The following is an 18,661-nucleotide window of genomic DNA, read 5'->3' as shown; positions in this document are numbered from 1 at the left end:
GCGACCTTTGCGAAACCAGGGGAGGGCGTATGCGCACGTCACTGAGAGTGCTGCTGGCACTGGCAGTGTCCATAGGAGCCGTCGGGACCGTCGGGGCCGGAGGGGCGACCGCACAGGCGGCCGGTGCGGCGCCGGCCGCACTGGCCGGCACGGCGCCGGCGGACGGCAGGACGGCGGACATCAAGGACCGCTTGTTGCAGATCCCGGGGATGAGCTTCGTCGAGGAGAAGCCGGTCAACGGCTATCGCTACCTCGTCATGACGTACACCCAGCCGGTCGACCACCGGCACCCGTCGAAGGGCACCTTCCAGCAGCGCTTCTCGATCCTGCACAAGTCGACCGACCGGCCGACCGTGTTCTACACGTCCGGCTACGACCTCTCCACCGACCCGAACCGCCGCGCCGAGCCGACCCGGATCGTCGACGGCAATCAGGTGTCGCTGGAGTACCGCTTCTTCACCCCGTCCCGCCCGCAGCCCGCCGACTGGTCCAAGCTCGACATCTGGCAGGCGGCCAGCGACCAGCACCGCCTCTACCAGGCCCTCAAGCCGGTCTACGGCAAGAACTGGCTGGCCACCGGCGCCAGCAAGGGCGGCATGACGGCCACCTACTACCGCCGCTTCTACCCGCACGACATGAACGGCACCATCGCCTACGTCGCCCCCAACGACGTCGTCAACGACGAGGACTCGGCGTACGACCGCTTCTTCGCCGCTGTCGGCGACAAGGCGTGCCGCACGCAGCTCAACTCCGTGCAGCGCGAGGCGCTCCTGCGCCGCGACGAGATCGTCGCCCGCTACCAGAAGTGGGCCGACGCGAACGGCAAGACGTTCAAGGTCGTCGGCAGCGCGGACAAGGCGTACGAGAACGTCGTGCTCGACCTGGTGTGGGCCTTCTGGCAGTACCACCTGCAGAGCGAGTGCGCCTCGGTGCCGGCCACCAAGGCGTCCACCGACGTCCTCTACAAGTTCATCGACGACATCTCCGGCTTCGACGCCTACACCGACCAGGGCCTGCAGCGGTTCACGCCGTACTACTACCAGGCGGGCACCGAGCTGGGCGCGCCCACCTTCAACTCCCCGCACCTGAAGGGCCTGCTGCGCTACCCGGGCATCTACCAGCCGCGCTCGTACGTGCCGCGGGACATCCCGATGAAGTTCCGGCCGGGCGCGATGGCGGACGTCGACCGCTGGGTGCGCAACGACAGCCGTGACATGCTCTTCGTCTACGGGCAGAACGACCCGTGGAGCGCCGAACCGTTCCGGCTGGGCAAGGACGCCGCGGCCCGGCACGACTACCGCTTCTACGCGCCGGGCGGCAACCACGGCTCCAACATCTCCCAGCTCGTCGCCGACGAGCGGGCCACGGCCACGGCCGAGGTGCTGCGCTGGGCCGGGGTGGCCCCGGCGGCCGTCCAGAAGGACGAGAAGCTCGCCAAGCCGCTGGCGCCGTACGACAAGAAGCTCGACAGGACGGTCGTCGACCGGCAGGCCACCCTGCGCCCCTGACCGGGCCTCAGAGCCGCCGGGCGCAGCCGACCGGGGTCTGCCCGCCGACCCGGACGTACAGGTCCGTGGAGGGCGGGCAGTCCTCGCGCGTACGGGCCAGCGCGGCGACCCGGTACTCCGGCGCGTGCCGGCCCGTGCCGTCGCAGGCCGTCTCCTTCACCACCCCCGGCCGCTCGCCGTAGACGCAGTCGCCGGCGACGGTCAGCGGGCCGCCGCCCCCGCCCGGGTCGCCCGGGTGCGGGGCACGCAGGTTGCGCATGCAGGCGTAGCCCTCCGGCAGGCTGTCGCGTTCGGACGTGCCGGCGGTGACGGCGGTGATGTGCAGGACGAAGTCGGTGGCGTCCGGGCAGCGCGGGCCGGACGCCCGCGGGCCGTTGTAGCGGGCGAGGACCACGGCCGAGGCCGGCGCGCCGCGGCAGTCCGTCTCCTCGAAGCCGGCCGGACCCCGGCCGGCGCAGCTGCCCCGGTCCAGGAAGGGCCCGCGGTGCGTCGAGCGGACCGGCGCGGCGGTCGCCTGGTGGGTGACGGCCTCCGGGCGCGCGCGGCCGGGGAGCTGGCACGCGGCGAGCGTGCCCGTGCCGTACACCGCGGCGACGGCGAGCAGCACCGCGTGCAGCGAGCGATGGCGCATGGTCTGTCCAACCCCCCTGACCCGACCGGAGTCACCCGGCGCGACGGGCGCGCCGTGACGGCCGCCGCCGGCAGGGGCTCGAGGGGGTGCGCCGACGGCGGCGGCACGCTCGTTGGACGCCCGGTGCGCCGGGGCGGTTCCCGTGCGCACGTCCGTTCAGGCGGTGCGGTGCGCGCGGCGGAAGCGCAGCGGGCGGCGCATGGTGAGCAGCCGGGCCCGCGGGGCGAGCCGGCGGACCATGGCGAACAGCGCGTCCGTGCGGGAACGGTCGGAGTCCAGCACGGTGAAGAGGTTGACGCCGAGGTAGAAGGTGATCGCGGCGTTGGCGAGGTCGCGCGGCGGGGTCAGCCGGGCGAGGGCGGTGCCGCCGATGACCCGTTCCAGGGTCTCCTCGACGAACGCCAGCCAGGGCTCGGCCCGGCGCCGCACCTCCTCGCGCAGCTCCGGCTTGGCGACGGCGGCGGCGACGAGCTCGGAGAAGAGCGCGATGTGCCCGCCGTCGAGGTCGTCGCGGTAGACGCGGGTCGCCGCCTCGGCGAGCTCCTCCAGGGTGCGGACGCCGGCGACGGTGGCGGTGTGCCGCTCCATCCGCTCGGCCGAGGACCGGTCGAGCGCGGCGAACAGCAACGGGTCGACACCGCCGAAGTGATAGAAGACCAGGGCCGAATTGACCCCCGCCTCCTTGGCGATCGTCCGCGCGCTGGCCTTCGCGTACCCCTGGGAGCGCAGCACCGCGCCCGCGGCGGCGATCAGCCGTTCCCTGGTCTCCACCGTCATGAGCCGCCCCCTCGACGCCCGTTCATCATACGGTTCAATCGCCTGCTCAAGACGCGCTCAGGACGGCTGCCCGGACGGCGGTATCGGTGAGCGCTGCGGCCACTGCTCGCGGAGCACCCGCACGGTCTCGGTGATGGCGGGCCGGCGGGCGGCGCCCTCGCGCCAGTACGCGAACAGCCGCCGCACCGGCACGGGTTCCAGGGGGACGGCCAGCACGCCGTCCGGCAGCGGGCCGCGCCCCAGCCGGGGCAGCAGGGCGATGCCCAGGCCGGCCCGGACGAGGGCGATCTGGGAGTGGTTCTCCACGACCTGGTAGGCCAGGTCCGGTTCGCTGCCGGCCGCGCGCAGGGTGCGGACGAGCCAGTCGTGGCAGACCATGCCGGGCGGCTGGGAGATCCACCGCTGGTGCCCCAGATCGCCGTGGCGGAGCAGTTCCCGGCCGGCCAGCGGGTGTCCCCGTGGGACGATCACGTCGCAGCTGTCGTCGCCGATCCACCGCCGCTCCAGCCCGTCCGGCGCGGGCAGGGGGATGATGTCCCACTCGAAGGACACCGCCACGTCGAGGACGCCCTGCGCGACCTGGCCGACGGACAGGTGCGGGTCGACCTCGACCAGCCGGGCGTCCAGCGACGGGTGCTCGGCGGCCAGCCGGGCCAGCACGCCGGGCAGCAGCCCGCACGTGGCCGAGGCGAACGCCCCGATCACCAGCCGGCCGGTGGGCCGCCCGCGCCGCTCCTCCAGCTCCGTCTCCGCCCGCTCGACCGTGGCCAGCAACTGCCGCGCCGTCTCGGCGAGCAGGGCCGCCGCGTCGGTGAGGACCACGCCCCGGCCCTGACGCTCCAGCAGCGTGGTGCGGGTCTCCCGCTCCAGCTTGGTGATCGCCTGCGACACGGCGGACGGCGTGTAGCCCAGCGCGACCGCCGCGGCGCTCACCGAACCGTGCACCGAGACGGCGTGCAGCGCGCGCAACCGGGAAAGATCCAGCATGGCGACCCCCTCACGTTCTTTCAGTACCAGTGAATCCCATCATGTAGAAGGCTGTGCTGGTGCTACACGATGAGATGGCGTGATGCTGATCGCATGCGTCCGATCCACATAGCCCTCGCGGTGTTCGTCGCCGCACTGTGGGGCGTCAACTTCGTCGTCATCGACGTCGGCCTCGACCAGTTCCCGCCCCTGTTGTTCTGCGCGCTGCGCTTCCTGGTCGCCGCGCTGCCGGCGGTCTTCTTCGTCGGCCGGCCGCAGGTGAAGTGGCGCTGGATCCTCGCGGTGGGGCTCGTGCTCGGGGTGGGCAAGTTCGGGCTGCTGTTCATCGGCATGCGGGCGGGGATGCCCGCCGGACTGTCCTCGCTGGTGCTCCAGGTCCAGGCGGTCTTCACCGCGCTCGCCGCGATGGTCTACCTGGGCGAACGGCCCGGCCGCGTCCGGCTGCTGGGCATGGGCGTGGCACTGGCCGGCATCGCGCTGGCCGCCGTCGACGAGGGCGCGTCCGGGCCGCTCACCGGCTTCGCCCTGGTCGTTCTGGCCGCGGCCCTGTGGGGCGTGTCCAACATCCTCACCCGCAAGGCCGCGCCGCCCGACGCGTTCCGCTTCATCGTGTGGGTGAGCACCGTGCCCGTGCTGCCGCTGCTGCTGCTCTCCCTGCTCTTCGAGGGCCCGCACGCCGACGCACAGGCGCTGCGCTCCCTCGACTGGGGCGGCGCCGGGGCGATCGTCTACGTGGCCTGGATCAGCACCGTGGCCGGATTCGGCGCCTGGGGACTGCTGCTGCGCACCTACGACGCGTCCGCCGTCGCGCCCTTCTCGCTGCTCGTACCCGTTTTCGGCATGTCCTCGGCCGCGCTGCTGCTCGGTGAGGGCGTCGGCCCGCTGCGGTGGGGCGCGGCCGTGCTGCTGGTGGGCGGCGTGGCGCTCACGTCGCTCGCGGGGCGGCGGCGAGCAGTCCCCGCAGATACTCCCGGCCCGCTCCGGCCAGCTGTGCGAAGTCGGCGGCCTGGGGGTACCAGCGCTTCTCGTACTCCCAGCTGATCCAGCCGTCCCAGCCGCCCCGGGTCAGCGCGCCGACGCACGCGCCCAGCGGCAGCACGCCCGCCCCGAGCGGCAGCGGCGCCGGGTCCTCGGCGGAGGCGACGTCCTTGACCTGGACGTAGCCCAGATGGGGGGAGAGCGGCGCGAAACTCGCCGCCGGGTCCTCCCCGCCCAGCCAGGTGTGCAGCACGTCCCAGAGGGCACCGACGTTCCGGTGCCCGACGGGGCCCAGGACGCGCTCGACGTCCCGCGCCCGGCGGTGCGAGTCGTGCGTCTCCAGCAGCACGCGGACGCCGGCGTCGGCGGCGAACGGCGCGATCGCCCCGAGCCGGCGCGCGGCGGCCGCGTCCGCCTCCTCGGCGGGCTGCTCCCCGCCGCCCGGGAACACCCGTACGTACGGCGCCTTGAGGTCCCCGGCGAGGCGCACGAGGTCGCCCAGCTCGCCGATGACGGGCTCGTCGGGCCCGGGCGCGGCGGCGTGGGCGTAGCCCGCCACGGCCAGGATCTCCACGCCGGCCGCCGCGAACTCCGCCGCGACGTCCGCCCGCTCGCCCGGCCCGAGCCCCGGATGGACGGGCTCGTCCGGGGCGGCGCGCAGTTCGACGCCGTCGTAACCGTGCTCCGCGGCGAGCCGGACGGCTTCGCCGACGGGCACACCGGGCAGTGCGAGGGTGGAAAAGGCCAGCTTCATGCTGACCGGCTTCCCCGGCGGGCGCCCGGCAATGCGTAGGCCTACGGCAGACGGGTCTCGGGCCGGGCCCGGGGCCGGTTCGGCACCGCCGGTTCGGCACGTCGTGGTTGCTCGCCGTCGCGGCGGGGGCCAGGGGTCGTGGTTGCCCGCGCTCGTGGGGCGCGGCTAGCTTCGTCCGGGTGACTGCCAGAGGCAAGCGCATCCGTGTCGCCATGAACGGCGTCACCGGCCGCATGGGCCACCGTCAGCACCTCGTACGCTCCGTCCTCGCCCTGCGCGAGCAGGGTGGCGTCGATCTGGGGGACGGCACGACGCTGCTGCCCGAGCCGCTGCTGGTCGGCCGTGACGGACGGCGGGTCGCGGCGCTCGCCGAGCGGTACGGGGTCGACCGGTGGTCCACCGACCTCGACACCGTCCTGGCCGATCCCAGCGTCACCGTCTACTTCGACGCCCAGGCGACCACCGCCCGCGCGGACGCGCTGCGCCGGGCGATCGCCGCCGGGAAGCACGTCTACTGCGAGAAGCCCACCGCCGGCGACCACCCGGCCGCGCTGGAGCTCGCCCGGCTGGCCCGCGACGCCGGGGTGTGCAACGGCGTCGTGCAGGACAAGCTGTTCCTCCCGGGGCTGCGCAAGCTCAGACGGCTGGTCGACGGCGGCTTCTTCGGCCGGGTGCTGTCGGTCCGCGGGGAGTTCGGCTACTGGGTCTTCGAGGGGGACTGGCAGGCCGCGCAGCGGCCGTCGTGGAACTACCGCGCACAGGACGGCGGCGGCATCGCGGCCGACATGTTCCCGCACTGGGAGTACGTCCTGCGCGAGCTCGCCGGACCCGTACGCAGCGTCCAGGCGCACCTGGCGACGCACATTCCGCGCCGCTGGGACGAGCGGGGCGAGCCCTACGAGGCCACCGCCGACGACGCCGCCTACGCGGTCCTCGAGCTGGAGGGCGGGGCGGTCGCGCAGTTCAACTCCTCGTGGGCGGTGCGGGTGCACCGGGACGAGCTGCTGGAGATCCAGATCGACGGCACGGAGGGCTCGGCGGTCGCCGGACTGCGGCACTGCCGTGCGCAGCACCGCTCGGCGACCCCGAAGCCCGTCTGGGACCCGGACGCGCCGGCCGGGCACGACTTCCGGGCGCAGTGGCAGGAGGTCCCGGACAACGAGCCGTTCGGCGACGCGTTCCGGACGCAGTGGGAGCTGTTCCTGCGCCACGTCGCGGTGGGCGCGCCCTGGCGGTGGGACCTGGCGGCCGGCGCGCGGGGCGTGCTGCTGGCGGAACTGGCCCGCCGGTCCGCCGCCGAGGGCCGCAGGCTGGCCGTGCCGGACGAGGACGCCGGGCCGTGAGCGGGGCGGCGATCCGGCTGCCGGACGCCTCCGGCGCGCTGCGGACGTACGTACCGCGGGCCGCAGCCCCGGACCGGCCGCCCGCCTCCCGTACGCCTCCGGTCTGCCGCACGCTGTTCGCCGCCGCCCATGTGGTCGCCGATCCGTTCGGCGACACGACACCCGCCGGGCCCGCCGTGCTCGACTGGGAGGCCACGCTGGCCTTCCGCCGGCATCTGTGGGCGCACGGCCTGGGTGTGGCGGAGGCGATGGACACCGCCCAGCGCGGCATGGGGCTGGACTGGCCGGCCGCCGCCGAGCTCGTCCGGCGCACCGCCGCCGAGGCCCGCGCGACCGGCGGCCGGCTGGTGTGCGGGGCCGGCACGGACCAGCTGGCGCCGCCGTACGACGGGCTGACCCCGGCGGACGTGGCCGCCGCCTACGAGGAGCAGCTGGAGCTCGTGGAGGCGTGCGGCGCGCGGGCCGTGCTGCTGGCCTCCCGCGCACTGGCGGCCGTCGCCCGCACCCAGGACGACTACCGGTACGTCTACGGCCGCCTGCTGCGGCAGACGTCCGCTCCGGTGATCCTGCACTGGCTGGGCCCGGTGTTCGATCCCGCACTGGCGGGCTACTGGGGCGACCGCGGCCTCGACGCCGCCACCGGCACGTTGCTCGGCATCGTCGAGGAGCACCCGGGCAAGGTCGACGGCGTGAAGGTGTCCCTGCTGGACGCGGGGCGCGAACGGGATCTCAGGCACCGCCTGCCACCCGCGGTGCGCTGCTACACGGGCGACGACCTCCACTATCCCGAGCTGATCGAGGGGGACGCCCACGGTCACAGCGACGCCCTGCTCGGCGTCCTCGACCCGCTGGGCCCGCTCGCCGCGCACGCCGTGCGGCTGCTCGACTCCGGCGACCGGCCGGGCTTCCGCGCCGCGCTGGAACCGACGGTCCGGCTGGCCCGGCACCTGTTCGAGCCGCCGACCCGGTATTACAAGACGGGCATCGTGCTGCTCGCCTGGCTGGCCGGTCACCAGCGGCACTTCACCATGCCGGGCGGCCTGCACGCCGCGCGTTCGCTGCCGCACCTCGCGCGGGCCTACGAACTGGCCGACGGGCTGGGGCTGTTCCCCGACCCGGAGCGGGCCCGCGCGCGGATGGCGGCGCTGCTGGCGGTGCACGGGGTGGGGCAGTGAGCGGGCAGCGTTCCGACCTGGGGTGTTCCGGCCTGGGGTGTTCCGGCCTGGGATGTTCCGACCTGGAGCGGTTCAGTCTCAATCAGTACACCGTGCGTCAGTGGTCGCTGCCCGAGCTGGTGCGCGGCTGCGCGGAGGCGGGGGTGCGGCACGTGGGGCTGTGGCGCGGGCCGGTGCAGGAGTACGGGGCCGAGGCGGCGGGCCGGCTCGTGCGGGAGGCCGGGCTGGGCGTCAGCAGCCTGTGCCGGGGAGGTTTCCTGACCGCCGGCGACGCGGCGGGCCGGGCGGCCGCGCTGACCGACAACCGCGCGGCCGTCGAGGAGGCGGCCGCGGTCGGCACGGACACGCTGGTGCTGGTCTGCGGCGGACTGCCGCCCGGCGAGCGGGATCTGCGCGGTGCGCGGGAGCGGGTGGCGGACGCCCTGGCCGAACTCGCGCCCCACGCGGCGGCGCACGGCGTACGGCTGGCCGTCGAGCCGCTGCATCCGATGTTCGCCGCCGACCGGTGCGTGGTCTCCACCCTCCGTCAGGCCCTGGACCTCGTCGCACGTTTCCCGGCCGATCGCGTGGGAGTGGTGGTGGACACCTACCACCTCTGGTGGGACGACACGGTGGCCGGCCAGCTCGCCCGGGCCGGCGAGGGCGGCCGGATCGCGGCCTTCCAGCTCGCGGACTGGGTCACGCCGCTGCCGGAGGGCGTGCTGACGGGCCGGGGGCAACTGGGGGACGGCAGCGTGGACCTGCGCTGGTTCCGGGAACGGGTCGACGCGGCGGGCTACGCCGGGGCGGTGGAAGTGGAGATCTTCAACCCGGGGCTGTGGGCACGCGAGGGCGCGGACGTCCTCGCGGAAGTGCTCCACCGCTATCGCACGCATGTGCTCTGAACAGGTCTTCGATACGCAGAGTAACGAAAGCGTAACGCCTTGGAAGGTGCTGCAACCCTTTGCGGCCGGGGTGAGTCGTATGGTGCGTCGGGCTTCCCGGGGGGTGGATCCGGGGGGATTTCGGGGGAGGCCGGACGGGGGGAAAGCGAGGGGCCCGGTCGTCGGACCGGGCCCCTCGAACTTCCCGGGGTGCTCCTGGGTGCCCGTGGCTGTTCGCGGGTGACGGAGTTGTCCACAATCCCTTGCTCGTCCACAGCCCCGAACGGGCTGTCGGGCCCCGGCGGTAACGTCGGGGCATGGTGCAACTGGCAGTGCTCGAAGGGGTCCTCGAGCGGATCACCTACGCCAATGAGGAGACGGGCTACACGGTGGCCCGGGTCGACACCGGCCGGGGCGGCGGCGAGCTGCTCACGGTCGTCGGCTCGCTGCTCGGCGCGCAGCCGGGCGAGTCCCTGCGGCTGGAGGGGCGCTGGGGCTCCCACCCGCAGTACGGACGCCAGTTCACCGTGGAGAACTACACGACCGTCCTGCCCGCCACGATCCAGGGCATCCGCCGCTATCTGGGCTCCGGTCTGATCAAGGGCATCGGGCCCCGGATCGCCGACCGCATCGTGGAGCACTTCGGCACGGACACCCTCGACGTGATCGAGACCGAGCCCCGGCGCCTGATCGAGGTGCCGGGCCTGGGTCCCAAGCGCACCAAGTCCATCGGTGCCGCCTGGGAGGAGCAGAAGGCCATCAAGGAGGTCATGGTCTTCCTCCAGGGCGTCGGCGTCTCCACCTCCATCGCCGTGCGCATCTACAAGAAGTACGGCGACGCCTCGATCTCCGTCGTGCGCAACCAGCCGTACCGGCTGGCCGCCGACGTCTGGGGCATCGGCTTCCTGACCGCCGACCGCATCGCCCAGGCGGTCGGCATCCCGCACGACAGCCCGGACCGGGCCAAGGCCGGCCTGCGGCACGCCCTGTCGCAGTCCGCCGACCAGGGTCACTGCTTCCTCCCCGAGGAGCAACTGATCGCGGACGCCGTGAAATTGCTCCAGGTCGACACCGGCCTGGTCATCGACTGCCTCGCCGAACTCGCCGCCGAGGAGGAGGGCGTGGTGCGCGAGACCGTCCCCGGCCCGGAGGACGGCCGGCCCGTCACCGCGGTCTACCTCGTCCCCTTCCACCGCGCCGAGTCGTCCCTGGCGGGCAGGCTGTCCCGGCTGCTGCGGGCCGAGGAGGACCGGCTGGCCGCCTTCCAGGGCATCGACTGGGAGCGGGCCCTGGCCTGGCTCGCCGGGCGCACGGGCGCGGAGCTGGCCGCCGAGCAGCGGGAGGCCGTCCGGCTCGCGCTCACCAGCCGGGTCGCGGTCCTCACCGGCGGCCCCGGCTGCGGCAAGTCCTTCACCGTGCGCTCGGTGGTCGAGCTGGCCCGCGCCAAGAAGGCCCGGGTCGTGCTCGCCGCTCCCACCGGGCGGGCCGCCAAGCGGCTCTCGGAGCTCACCGGCGCCGAGGCGTCCACGGTGCACCGGCTGCTGGAGCTCAAGCCCGGCGGCGACGCCGCCTATGACCAGGACCGGCCGCTGGACGCCGACCTCGTGGTGGTCGACGAGGCGTCCATGCTCGACCTGCTGCTGGCCAACAAGCTGGTCAAGGCCGTGCCGCCCGGTGCCCATCTGCTGCTCGTCGGGGACGTGGACCAGCTGCCCTCGGTCGGTGCCGGCGAGGTGCTGCGCGACCTGCTGGCCCCGGGCGGCCCCGTCCCGGCCGTCCGGCTCACCCGGATCTTCCGGCAGGCGCAGCAGTCCGGAGTGGTGACCAACGCCCACCGCATCAACTCCGGCGTCCCGCCCGTCACCCAGGGGCTCTCCGACTTCTTCCTCTTCGTCGAGGAGGACACCGAGGAGGCGGGCCGGCTCACCGTGGACGTGGCGGCCCGGCGCATCCCCGCCAGATTCGGCCTCGACCCGCGCCGCGACGTCCAGGTGCTCGCCCCGATGCACCGCGGCCCCGCCGGAGCCGGCACGCTCAACGGCCTGCTCCAGCAGGCGATCACCCCGGCCCGGCCCGACCTGCCCGAGCGCCGCTTCGGCGGCCGCGTCTTCCGGGTGGGAGACAAAGTCACCCAGATCAGAAACAACTACGAAAAAGGCCGCAATGGCGTCTTCAACGGCACCGTAGGCGTCGTCATCGGCCTGGACGCGGTGGAGCAGCGGCTCACGGTCCGCACCGACGAGGACGAGGAGGTCGGCTACGACTTCGACGAACTTGACGAACTCGCCCACGCCTACGCGGTGACCATCCATCGCTCCCAGGGCAGCGAATACCCCGCCGTGGTGATCCCGGTCACCACGGGGGCCTGGATGATGCTCCAGCGCAATCTGCTCTATACCGCCGTGACCCGGGCGAAACGTCTCGTGGTGCTGGTGGGGTCCCGGCGCGCCCTCGGCCAGGCCGTGCGCACCGTGTCGGCGGGGAGGCGGTTCACGGCGCTGGACCACAGACTGGCGGGAGGGGCCCCTGGCGGTGTCCACGGTGGCGTTCGTCTCTCGGCGGTTTACCAACCGGGGCGAACGGGGCAGGATGGGCAGGCTGGGCGGCACTGAGTGCCGCCCTTAGGCCCTATGGCCGACCCCGAGTGCACGTTCATCGGCCAAATGGGGGAAGGTAGGGGTAGTCAGGGCACCTCGAAGAAGAGGCACAACGTCGGTGAGGGATGACGTGAGCGACAACTCTGTAGTAGTGCGGTACGGGGACGGCGAGTACACCTACCCGGTGGTCGACAGCACTGTCGGCGACAAGGGCTTCGACATCGGCAAGCTCCGTGCTCAGACCGGTCTGGTGACCCTGGACTCCGGCTACGGCAACACCGCCGCGTACAAGTCCGCCATCACCTACCTCGATGGCGAGCGCGGCATCCTGCGTTACCGCGGCTACCCGATCGAGCAGCTGGCCGAGCGCAGCTCCTTCCTGGAGACGGCCTTCCTGCTGATCAACGGCGAGCTGCCCACCGTGGACGAGCTGGCGACCTTCAAGGGTGAGATCACCCAGCACACCCTGCTGCACGAGGACGTCAAGCGGTTCTTCGACGGCTTCCCGCGCGACGCCCACCCGATGGCCATGCTGTCCTCCGTGGTCAGCGCGCTGTCGACCTTCTACCAGGACAGCCACAACCCGTTCGACGAGAAGCAGCGCCACCTCTCGACGATCCGGCTGCTCGCCAAGCTCCCGACGATCGCGGCCTACGCGTACAAGAAGTCGATCGGTCACCCGATCGTCTACCCGCGTAACGACCTCGGTTACGTCGAGAACTTCCTGCGCATGACCTTCTCGGTGCCGGCCGCCGAGTTCGAGCTGGACCCGGTTGTCGTCAGCGCCCTGGACAAGCTGCTGATCCTGCACGCCGACCACGAGCAGAACTGCTCCACCTCGACCGTGCGCCTGGTCGGCTCCTCGCAGGCCAACCTCTTCGCGTCGATCTCCGCCGGCATCAACGCCCTGTGGGGCCCGCTGCACGGCGGCGCCAACCAGGCCGTGCTGGAGATGCTGGAGGGCATCCAGAAATCCGGCGGCGACGTGGACTCCTTCATCCGCAAGGTGAAGAACAAGGAGGACGGCGTCCGTCTGATGGGCTTCGGCCACCGCGTCTACAAGAGCTTCGACCCCCGGGCGAAGATCATCAAGGCCGCGGCGCACGACGTCCTCTCGGCGCTGGGCAAGAGCGACGAGCTGCTCGACATCGCGCTCAAGCTGGAGGAGCACGCGCTCAGCGACGACTACTTCGTCTCGCGCAACCTCTACCCGAACGTGGACTTCTACACCGGCCTGATCTACCGGGCCATGGGCTTCCCGAGCGAGATGTTCACCGTGCTGTTCGCGCTCGGCCGGCTCCCCGGCTGGATCGCCCAGTGGCACGAGATGATCAAGGAGCCGGGTTCCCGCATCGGCCGCCCGCGCCAGATCTACACGGGCGTCGTCGAGCGCGACTTCGTCCCGGTGGAGCAGCGCTGATCCGGCGCGGCCGCTGATCCAGGGCAAGAGAAAAGCGCCCCGTCTCCGATCCCCCCACGGGTCGGAGCGGGGCGCTTTCCGTTTCCCGGTCCGGATTCCCCCCACGGGATCCGTCCGGGAGCCTCGGTACGCCTGGGCTCACGCGACGCGATCTGCCGGGACGCGTACGTACGGGAGGGCCGCTCAAAGCTCCCCGGGTACGTGCCCCGGCCACGCGTGGCCGGTACCGTCCCCCAAGACGATCCAGCACTGACCGGTTAGACCAGCGACCCCCGGTAATGGTTACCCGGACAGGGCTGTGATCTACGTCTCGGGCGATCCGGCCGGTCAGGCGCGGCCGACGAGCTCGTAGCCCGCCTCGTCGACGGCGGCGCGCACGGCCTCGTCGTCCAGCGGGCCGGTGGCCGTGACGGTCACCAGACCGCTGGCGGCGACGGCCTTGACGGCCGTGACGCCGGCGAGGGCGGAGACCTCCTCGGTGACGGCGGACTCGCAGTGGCCGCACGTCATGCCGGTCACCTTGAAGACGGTGGTGGCGGGGGTGCTCGTGTCGGTGTTCGGCTCGGCGGTCATGACACAACTCCTCAGCGTTCGGCTTTTCCGCCGCGACTGCGGCGTCTTGTGTCGAACACTGTACCCCCCGGGGGTATGTCGGAGGCAAGGGTTCGCCCCGAGTCGCGAAGGCGGCCCGGGGCGAGTGCGGGGAGTGTCGGGCGAAACGGTCAGCGTCTGAGGCCGCGCCGGGAACGGTTGCCCGGCCGGGAGGCCACCCAGACCCGGATCGTGTCCGCGAACCAGTAGGGTCTGCCGTCCTCGGTCAGGTCGGGGGCGGGCATCAGCCCGTGCTTCCGGTAGGAGCGCACGGTGTCGGTCTGCACGCCGAGGTGGGCGGCGATCTCCTTGTAGGACCAGAGTCGACGGTCGGTCATCTCTCGCGCCTCTCCGCTGCGCCGCAGACGCGGAGGGGGCTCCGTCGGGGGGACTGCGGCGCGGCCTTGTCGATCACTCATGAGCGTCGTTCCGGAGAACGACGCAGAGTGACCATGCGCGAGGGGCTGTCGCGCCCCTGTGACGGAAGGCTCGCCTGTGTGTGACGGACGTGACCGGAAGATGACGAAGGGGACGGGGGTGCGAGGGGTGGGGCCGGGGCGCGGTCAGCCGATTCCGGCCCGTGCGGCCACTTCCTCCGGCCGTACCGGCCGCCGCTCGTGCCGGGACAGTTCGCACGCCTCGGCCACGAGCAGCGCCCGCAGCCCCTCCCCGCCCGGGCACGGGTTCGCCATGGCACCCCGTGCCACCTGGACGAAGGCCGCCAGCTCGGCGCGGTAGGCGGCCCCGAACCGGTCCAGGAAGCCGCTCCACGGCCGCTCGGGCCCGGCCGGGCCGCCCGGCTCGGCGGAGGTCACGGGCGTGCGGTCGCCCAGCCCGACCACCCACTGGTCCAGTTCGCCGGACAGCTCCATCCGCACGTCGTAGCCGGCCCCGTTGTAGCGGGTGGCGGTCGCGGTGACGAGGGTGCCGTTGTCCAGGGTGAGCAGGGCGGCCGCGGTGTCGACGTCGCCGGCGTCGCGGAAGAAGGACGCCCCGCCGGCCGAGCCGTGCGCGTACACCTCCGCCACCTCGCAGCCCGTCAGCCAGTGCACGGCGTCGAAGTCGTGGACCATGCAGTCGCGGATCAGCCCGCCGGAGTGCGGCAGGAAGTCCGGCGGCGGGGGAGCGGCGTCGGAGGTGACGGCCCGGATCGTGTGCAGCCGCCCCAGGACCCCGCCCCGCAGCGCCTCGCGGGCCGCCCGGAAACCGGCGTCGAAGCGGCGCTGGAAGCCGATCTGGAGCACCGTCCCGGCGGCCTCCACCTCGCGCAGGGCGCGGACCGTGCCCATGATGTCCGGGGCGACGGGCTTCTCGCAGAACGCGGGGAGCCCGGCCCGGGCCGCCCGGGTGATCAGGGCGGCGTGGGAGTCGGTGGCACTGGCGATGACGACGGCGTCGACCCCGGCCGCGAACACCCCGTCCACGGAGCCCGCCGGGCGCACGGCGCGGCCGGCCGCCGTGACGTCCCCGAGCCGTGCCGCCAGGGCGGCGGACCGGGCGGGGGCCGCGTCGCCGATGACGAGTTCGTCCACGCCGGGGGTCGTGGCGAGGGCCCGCGCGTGGAAGGAGCCGATGCGCCCGGCGCCGAGCAGTCCGATCCGCATGACGAGCTCCTACCGGTAGAGCGCCGGGCGTTCGGCCAGGCCGACGGGTGTGCGCTCGCCCGTCGCCTGGGCGCGTACGCCCGCCTCGCAGACGGCGGCGGCCGCGTAGCCGTCCCAGGCGCTCGGGCCCGTGGTCTCCCCGCGCCGGGTGGCGTCCACCCAGGCCCGCACCTCGCGGTCGTAGGCGTCCCGGAAGCGCTCCACGTAGTCCTGAGCGATCTCGCCGCCCCAGCGGCCGGCCGCGTTGACGCACAGCCCGTGGGCGTCGCCGATCCGCGCGGTGCCGTGCTCGCCGACGGCCTCGCAGCGCACCTGGTAGCCGAAGCCGCAGTTGACGAAGATCTCGACGTCGACGAGCGCGCCGCCGGCGGTCTCGAAGAGCACCAGCTGGGGATCGTCCAGCCCGGCCGGTGCCCGCCCCGACGGGGTGGGCCGGAGGACGCGCACGGCGGTGATCTCCTGCCCCAGCAGCCAGCGGGCGGCGTCGGCCTCGTGCACCACCGAGTCGTTGATCGTCATCTGGCTGGTGAAGCCGGGCGGGGTGCCGGCGTTGCGGTGGACGCAGTGCAGCATCAGGGTGCGGCCGAAGGCGCCCTCGTCCAGCAGGGTCTTCAGCCGCTCGTACTCGGGGTCGTAGCGCCGCATGAAGCCGACCTGCACCCGCCGGTGGCCCAGCCGGGCCTCGGCCTCGACCACCCGCAGGGCGGAGGCCGCGTCGGGGGTGAGCGGCTTCTCGCACAGCACCGGCAGGTCCCTGGCCAGCGCCTGGAGCAGCGCGGCCTCGTGGGCGGGGCCGGGGGAGGCGATGAGGACGGCGTCGACGCCCTCGTCGTCCATGGCGGCCGCCGCGTCCGTGTACGCGGAGCAGCCGTCGACGCGCTCGGCGACGGCCTTGGCGCGGCCGGCGTCGATGTCCACGACGGCGGCCACGCGGGCCCCGGCGATGACCTCGTCGAGGCGGCGGACGTGGTCCGCGCCCATCCTGCCGGTGCCGATCACGGCGACCCCGAGTGTCTTCTGCGCTGTCATGGCTGTCCCGTCCGGTTGTGTGGGGCCTGCGATGATCGTCCGTCACGCGCCGCAGGAGCGCAGGAAGGCGCGCGTGCGGCGGGCGATGGGCAGCGGCCGGTCGGGCTCACACGGGTACATGTCCTGCTCGACGATGGCGAAGAGGTCGACCCCCAGTCCCTGCGCGGCCGCCAGCACGGGCTCCAGCGCCGGCACACCGCGCGGCGGCTCGCACATCACGCCCTGCCGCACGGCCGGCCCGAAGGGGGTGCCCCGGTCGACGACGTCCGCGAGGACCTCCGGGTCGACCTGCTTGAGGTGGAGGTAGCCGATGCGCTCGCCGTACGTCTCGATGAGCTTGACGCTGTCGCCGCCGCAGTAGGCGTAGTGCCCGGTGTCCAGGCACAGGTTCACCAGTGCGGGGTCGGTCGCGTCGAGGAGGCGGGCGACGTTCTCCTCGGTGTCGATGTGCGTGTCGGCGTGCGGGTGGACGGCGATGGCCAGCCCGTGGACGTCGTGGACCCGGCGGGCCAGGCGCTCCATGCCGGTGGCCAGGTGGCGCCACTGCCCGGCGGTCAGCTCGCGGCTCTCGATCGGCTCGGCGGTCCGGTCGTCGCGCCAGAAGGAGGGGATGACGACGAGGTGCCCGGCGCCCATGGCCCGGGTCAGGGCGGCGACCCGGTCCACCTGTTCCCAGGTTTCCTCCCAGACGGCCGGCCCGCGGTGCAGCGCGGTGAAGACCGTGCCGGCGGAGACCTTCAGCCCGCGCCGGCCGGTCTCCTCGCGCAGCCGCGCCGGGTCGGTCGGCAGGTAGCCGTACGGGCCGAGTTCGATCCACTCGTAGCCGGCCTCGGCGACCTCGTCCAGGAAGCGCCGCCACGGCACCTGCCGCGGATCGTCGGCGAACCACACGCCCCACGAGTCGGGGGCGGAGCCGACGCGGATGCGGTCCAGGGGCAGCGGGCGGGCGGCGGCGTCCATGCGGCGGCTCTCCTCTCACCGGTCGCCGTCGACCGGGAAGGGGTGGCGGGGTTGCCGGTAGCTTCCTCGCGGGTCAGGCACAGTGTCAAGGCTTTGTCCGGACGTACGGACGTCATGTCAAGTCGCGTTTCGGCGGGGCGGACCGGCGCGTCTTCGAGCGGACGTCTATATGTAAGGACAAACGCTTGACATGGTCGTCCGCGCCCGGCTAGACCAGAGCCCGAACCCACACCCCGGGAGGGCGACGGCATGGCCGATCCGTTCGAGGTCGTCACGATGGGCCGACTCGGCGTCGACCTGTATCCCCTGCAGAGCGGGGTGCCGCTGGCGGACGTCGAGAGCTTCGGGAAGTTCCTGGGCGGTTCGGCCGCCAACGTGGCCGTCGCCGCCGCCCGGCTCGGCCGCCGCACGGCTCTCATCAGCCGCACGGGCGCCGACCCCTTCGGCGACTACCTCCACCGCGAGCTGCGCGGCTTCGGCGTCGACGACCGCTGGGTCACGCCCGTCCCCGGGGAACCCACGCCGATCACCTTCTGCGAGATCTTCCCGCCCGACCGCTTCCCCCTCTACTTCTACCGCCGTCCCAAGGCCCCCGACCTGCATCTGCGCGCGGCGGAGCTGGATCTCGACGCCGTGCGCGCGGCCCGCGTCTTCTGGGTGACCGGCACGGGGCTGAGCGAGGAACCCAGCCGCGGCGCCACCCTCGCCGCGCTCGCGGCCCGCGCGCGGCGCGGCGTCACGGTCTTCGACCTCGACTGGCGGCCGATGTTCTGGGGCGGCGAGGGCGGTGCCTCCGGTGACGGCGGCGCGACCGGCCCGGCCGCCATGGCCGCCGCCCGCCCGCACTACGCGGCCGCCCTCGCCCACGCGACGGTCGCGGTCGGCAACGCGGACGAGTGCGAGGTCGCCACCGGCGAGCGCGAACCGCACGCCGCCGCCCGCGCGCTGCTCGCGGCGGGCGTCGAACTCGCCGTGGTCAAACGGGGGCCCAAGGGCGTCCTCGCCGTCCACCGCGACGGCACCGTCGCCGAGGTGGCGCCCCTCGGCATCGAGGTCGTCAACGGACTCGGCGCGGGCGACGCGTTCGGCGGCGCCCTGTGCCACGGGCTGCTCGCCGGCTGGCCCCTGGAACGCGCCGTCCGGTACGCCAACGCGGCCGGCGCGCTCGTCGCCTCACGGCTCGCGTGCTCGTCCGCGATGCCGACGCGCGACGAGGTCGCGCGGCTTCTCGGGGACGCGTCGTGACGGCCGTCAGCGTCGCGGAACTGGTGCGCGTGCGCACCCGGCACCCGGAGGCCATCGCCGAGGCCGCCGCCCGGCGCACCCGCCGGCCCCTGCTCGGCGCCAACAGCCGCCTGATGATCATCGCCGCGGACCACACGGCGCGCGGCGCGCTCGGCGTCGGCGGCCGCGACCTGGCCATGGCCGACCGCGCCGACCTGCT

The 18,661-nt window shown here is 73.5% G+C and carries 17 protein-coding genes and 1 pseudogene; 9 read left to right on the top strand and 9 right to left on the bottom strand.

Going from position 1 to position 18,661, the window contains the following annotated elements; translation table 11 throughout:
- Nucleotides 1-29: 29 nt before the first annotated feature.
- Nucleotides 30-1,508: a S28 family serine protease gene (locus AB0K09_RS04350; RefSeq protein ID WP_366063745.1), complete on the top strand. Its 1,479-nt coding sequence runs from the start codon at nucleotides 30-32 to the stop codon at nucleotides 1,506-1,508.
- A 7-nt stretch (nucleotides 1,509-1,515) separates the two neighbouring features.
- On the opposite strand, the gene AB0K09_RS04345 is transcribed toward AB0K09_RS04350, so the two are convergent.
- From AB0K09_RS04345 to AB0K09_RS04335, 3 genes are all read right to left on the bottom strand, one after another.
- Nucleotides 1,516-2,139 carry a hypothetical protein gene (locus tag AB0K09_RS04345; RefSeq protein WP_366063744.1) on the bottom strand — a complete coding sequence of 208 codons (624 nt, stop codon included), beginning with the start codon at nucleotides 2,137-2,139 and terminating at the stop codon, nucleotides 1,516-1,518.
- A gap of 156 nt (nucleotides 2,140-2,295) precedes the next feature.
- On the bottom strand, nucleotides 2,296-2,916 hold the full coding sequence (locus AB0K09_RS04340; protein WP_366063743.1) for a TetR/AcrR family transcriptional regulator: 621 nt from the start codon (nucleotides 2,914-2,916) through the stop codon (nucleotides 2,296-2,298).
- 57 nt (nucleotides 2,917-2,973) lie between these two features.
- Nucleotides 2,974-3,903: a LysR family transcriptional regulator gene (locus AB0K09_RS04335; protein WP_366063742.1), complete on the bottom strand. Its 930-nt coding sequence runs from the start codon at nucleotides 3,901-3,903 to the stop codon at nucleotides 2,974-2,976.
- Between the two features lie 93 nt (nucleotides 3,904-3,996).
- On the opposite strand from AB0K09_RS04335, the gene AB0K09_RS04330 reads away from it, so the two are divergent.
- Nucleotides 3,997-4,944 carry an EamA family transporter gene (locus AB0K09_RS04330; protein ID WP_366063741.1) on the top strand — a complete coding sequence of 316 codons (948 nt, stop codon included), beginning with the start codon at nucleotides 3,997-3,999 and terminating at the stop codon, nucleotides 4,942-4,944.
- On the opposite strand, the gene AB0K09_RS04325 is transcribed toward AB0K09_RS04330, so the two are convergent.
- Nucleotides 4,829-5,635, bottom strand: a complete 807-nt coding sequence (locus tag AB0K09_RS04325; protein WP_366063740.1) for a sugar phosphate isomerase/epimerase family protein — start codon at nucleotides 5,633-5,635, stop codon at nucleotides 4,829-4,831. The two genes, AB0K09_RS04330 and AB0K09_RS04325, sit on opposite strands and share 116 nt — an antisense overlap.
- Before the next feature lie 212 nt (nucleotides 5,636-5,847).
- On the opposite strand from AB0K09_RS04325, the gene AB0K09_RS04320 reads away from it, so the two are divergent.
- The 5 genes from AB0K09_RS04320 (at nucleotide 5,848) to AB0K09_RS04300 (ending at nucleotide 13,033) form a co-directional block, all read left to right on the top strand.
- Nucleotides 5,848-6,978, top strand: a complete 1,131-nt coding sequence (locus AB0K09_RS04320; RefSeq protein ID WP_366063760.1) for a Gfo/Idh/MocA family oxidoreductase — start codon at nucleotides 5,848-5,850, stop codon at nucleotides 6,976-6,978.
- Nucleotides 6,975-8,153: a dihydrodipicolinate synthase family protein gene (locus AB0K09_RS04315; protein WP_366063739.1), complete on the top strand. Its 1,179-nt coding sequence runs from the start codon at nucleotides 6,975-6,977 to the stop codon at nucleotides 8,151-8,153. The genes AB0K09_RS04320 and AB0K09_RS04315 overlap by 4 nt, the downstream gene beginning before the upstream one ends.
- A 92-nt stretch (nucleotides 8,154-8,245) precedes the next feature.
- On the top strand, nucleotides 8,246-9,037 hold the full coding sequence (locus AB0K09_RS04310) for a sugar phosphate isomerase/epimerase (protein WP_366063738.1): 792 nt from the start codon (nucleotides 8,246-8,248) through the stop codon (nucleotides 9,035-9,037).
- 296 nt (nucleotides 9,038-9,333) lie between these two features.
- Nucleotides 9,334-11,628: an ATP-dependent RecD-like DNA helicase gene (locus tag AB0K09_RS04305; protein ID WP_366063737.1), complete on the top strand. Its 2,295-nt coding sequence runs from the start codon at nucleotides 9,334-9,336 to the stop codon at nucleotides 11,626-11,628.
- Between the two features lie 115 nt (nucleotides 11,629-11,743).
- Nucleotides 11,744-13,033: a citrate synthase gene (locus AB0K09_RS04300; RefSeq protein WP_366063759.1), complete on the top strand. Its 1,290-nt coding sequence runs from the start codon at nucleotides 11,744-11,746 to the stop codon at nucleotides 13,031-13,033.
- Nucleotides 13,034-13,360: 327 nt separating this feature from the next.
- Here the strand turns inward: AB0K09_RS04300 and AB0K09_RS04295 are convergent, their stop codons facing one another.
- The 5 genes from AB0K09_RS04295 to AB0K09_RS04275 form a co-directional block, all read right to left on the bottom strand.
- A complete protein-coding gene (locus AB0K09_RS04295; protein ID WP_366063736.1) occupies nucleotides 13,361-13,606 on the bottom strand; it encodes a heavy-metal-associated domain-containing protein in 246 nt (81 codons plus the stop codon).
- Between the two features lie 149 nt (nucleotides 13,607-13,755).
- Nucleotides 13,756-13,962 carry a MerR family transcriptional regulator gene (locus AB0K09_RS04290; protein WP_366063735.1) on the bottom strand — a complete coding sequence of 69 codons (207 nt, stop codon included), beginning with the start codon at nucleotides 13,960-13,962 and terminating at the stop codon, nucleotides 13,756-13,758.
- 225 nt (nucleotides 13,963-14,187) lie between these two features.
- Nucleotides 14,188-15,228, bottom strand: coding sequence for a Gfo/Idh/MocA family oxidoreductase (locus AB0K09_RS04285; protein WP_366063734.1), 1,041 nt, complete (start codon nucleotides 15,226-15,228; stop codon nucleotides 14,188-14,190).
- Between the two features lie 9 nt (nucleotides 15,229-15,237).
- Nucleotides 15,238-16,257, bottom strand: coding sequence for a Gfo/Idh/MocA family oxidoreductase (locus AB0K09_RS04280; protein ID WP_366063732.1), 1,020 nt, complete (start codon nucleotides 16,255-16,257; stop codon nucleotides 15,238-15,240).
- 42 nt (nucleotides 16,258-16,299) lie between these two features.
- Nucleotides 16,300-17,217, bottom strand: a complete 918-nt coding sequence (locus AB0K09_RS04275; RefSeq protein ID WP_366063731.1) for a sugar phosphate isomerase/epimerase — start codon at nucleotides 17,215-17,217, stop codon at nucleotides 16,300-16,302.
- Between the two features lie 249 nt (nucleotides 17,218-17,466).
- On the opposite strand from AB0K09_RS04275, the gene iolC reads away from it, so the two are divergent.
- Together iolC and AB0K09_RS04265 are read left to right on the top strand one after the other, a co-directional pair.
- The gene (gene iolC, locus AB0K09_RS04270) at nucleotides 17,467-18,462 is read left to right on the top strand and encodes a 5-dehydro-2-deoxygluconokinase (protein WP_366063730.1); all 996 of its coding nucleotides are present in this window, start codon (nucleotides 17,467-17,469) and stop codon (nucleotides 18,460-18,462) included.
- A pseudogene (locus AB0K09_RS04265) lies at nucleotides 18,459-18,661 on the top strand (deoxyribose-phosphate aldolase); the annotation flags it as partial. The gene iolC and the pseudogene AB0K09_RS04265, both read left to right, overlap by 4 nt.

Origin of the sequence: Streptomyces sp. NPDC049577, assembly GCF_040675635.1 — a bacterium.
Lineage (GTDB): Bacteria > Actinomycetota > Actinomycetes > Streptomycetales > Streptomycetaceae > Streptomyces.
This window is presented reverse-complemented; position numbering and strand designations above follow the sequence as displayed.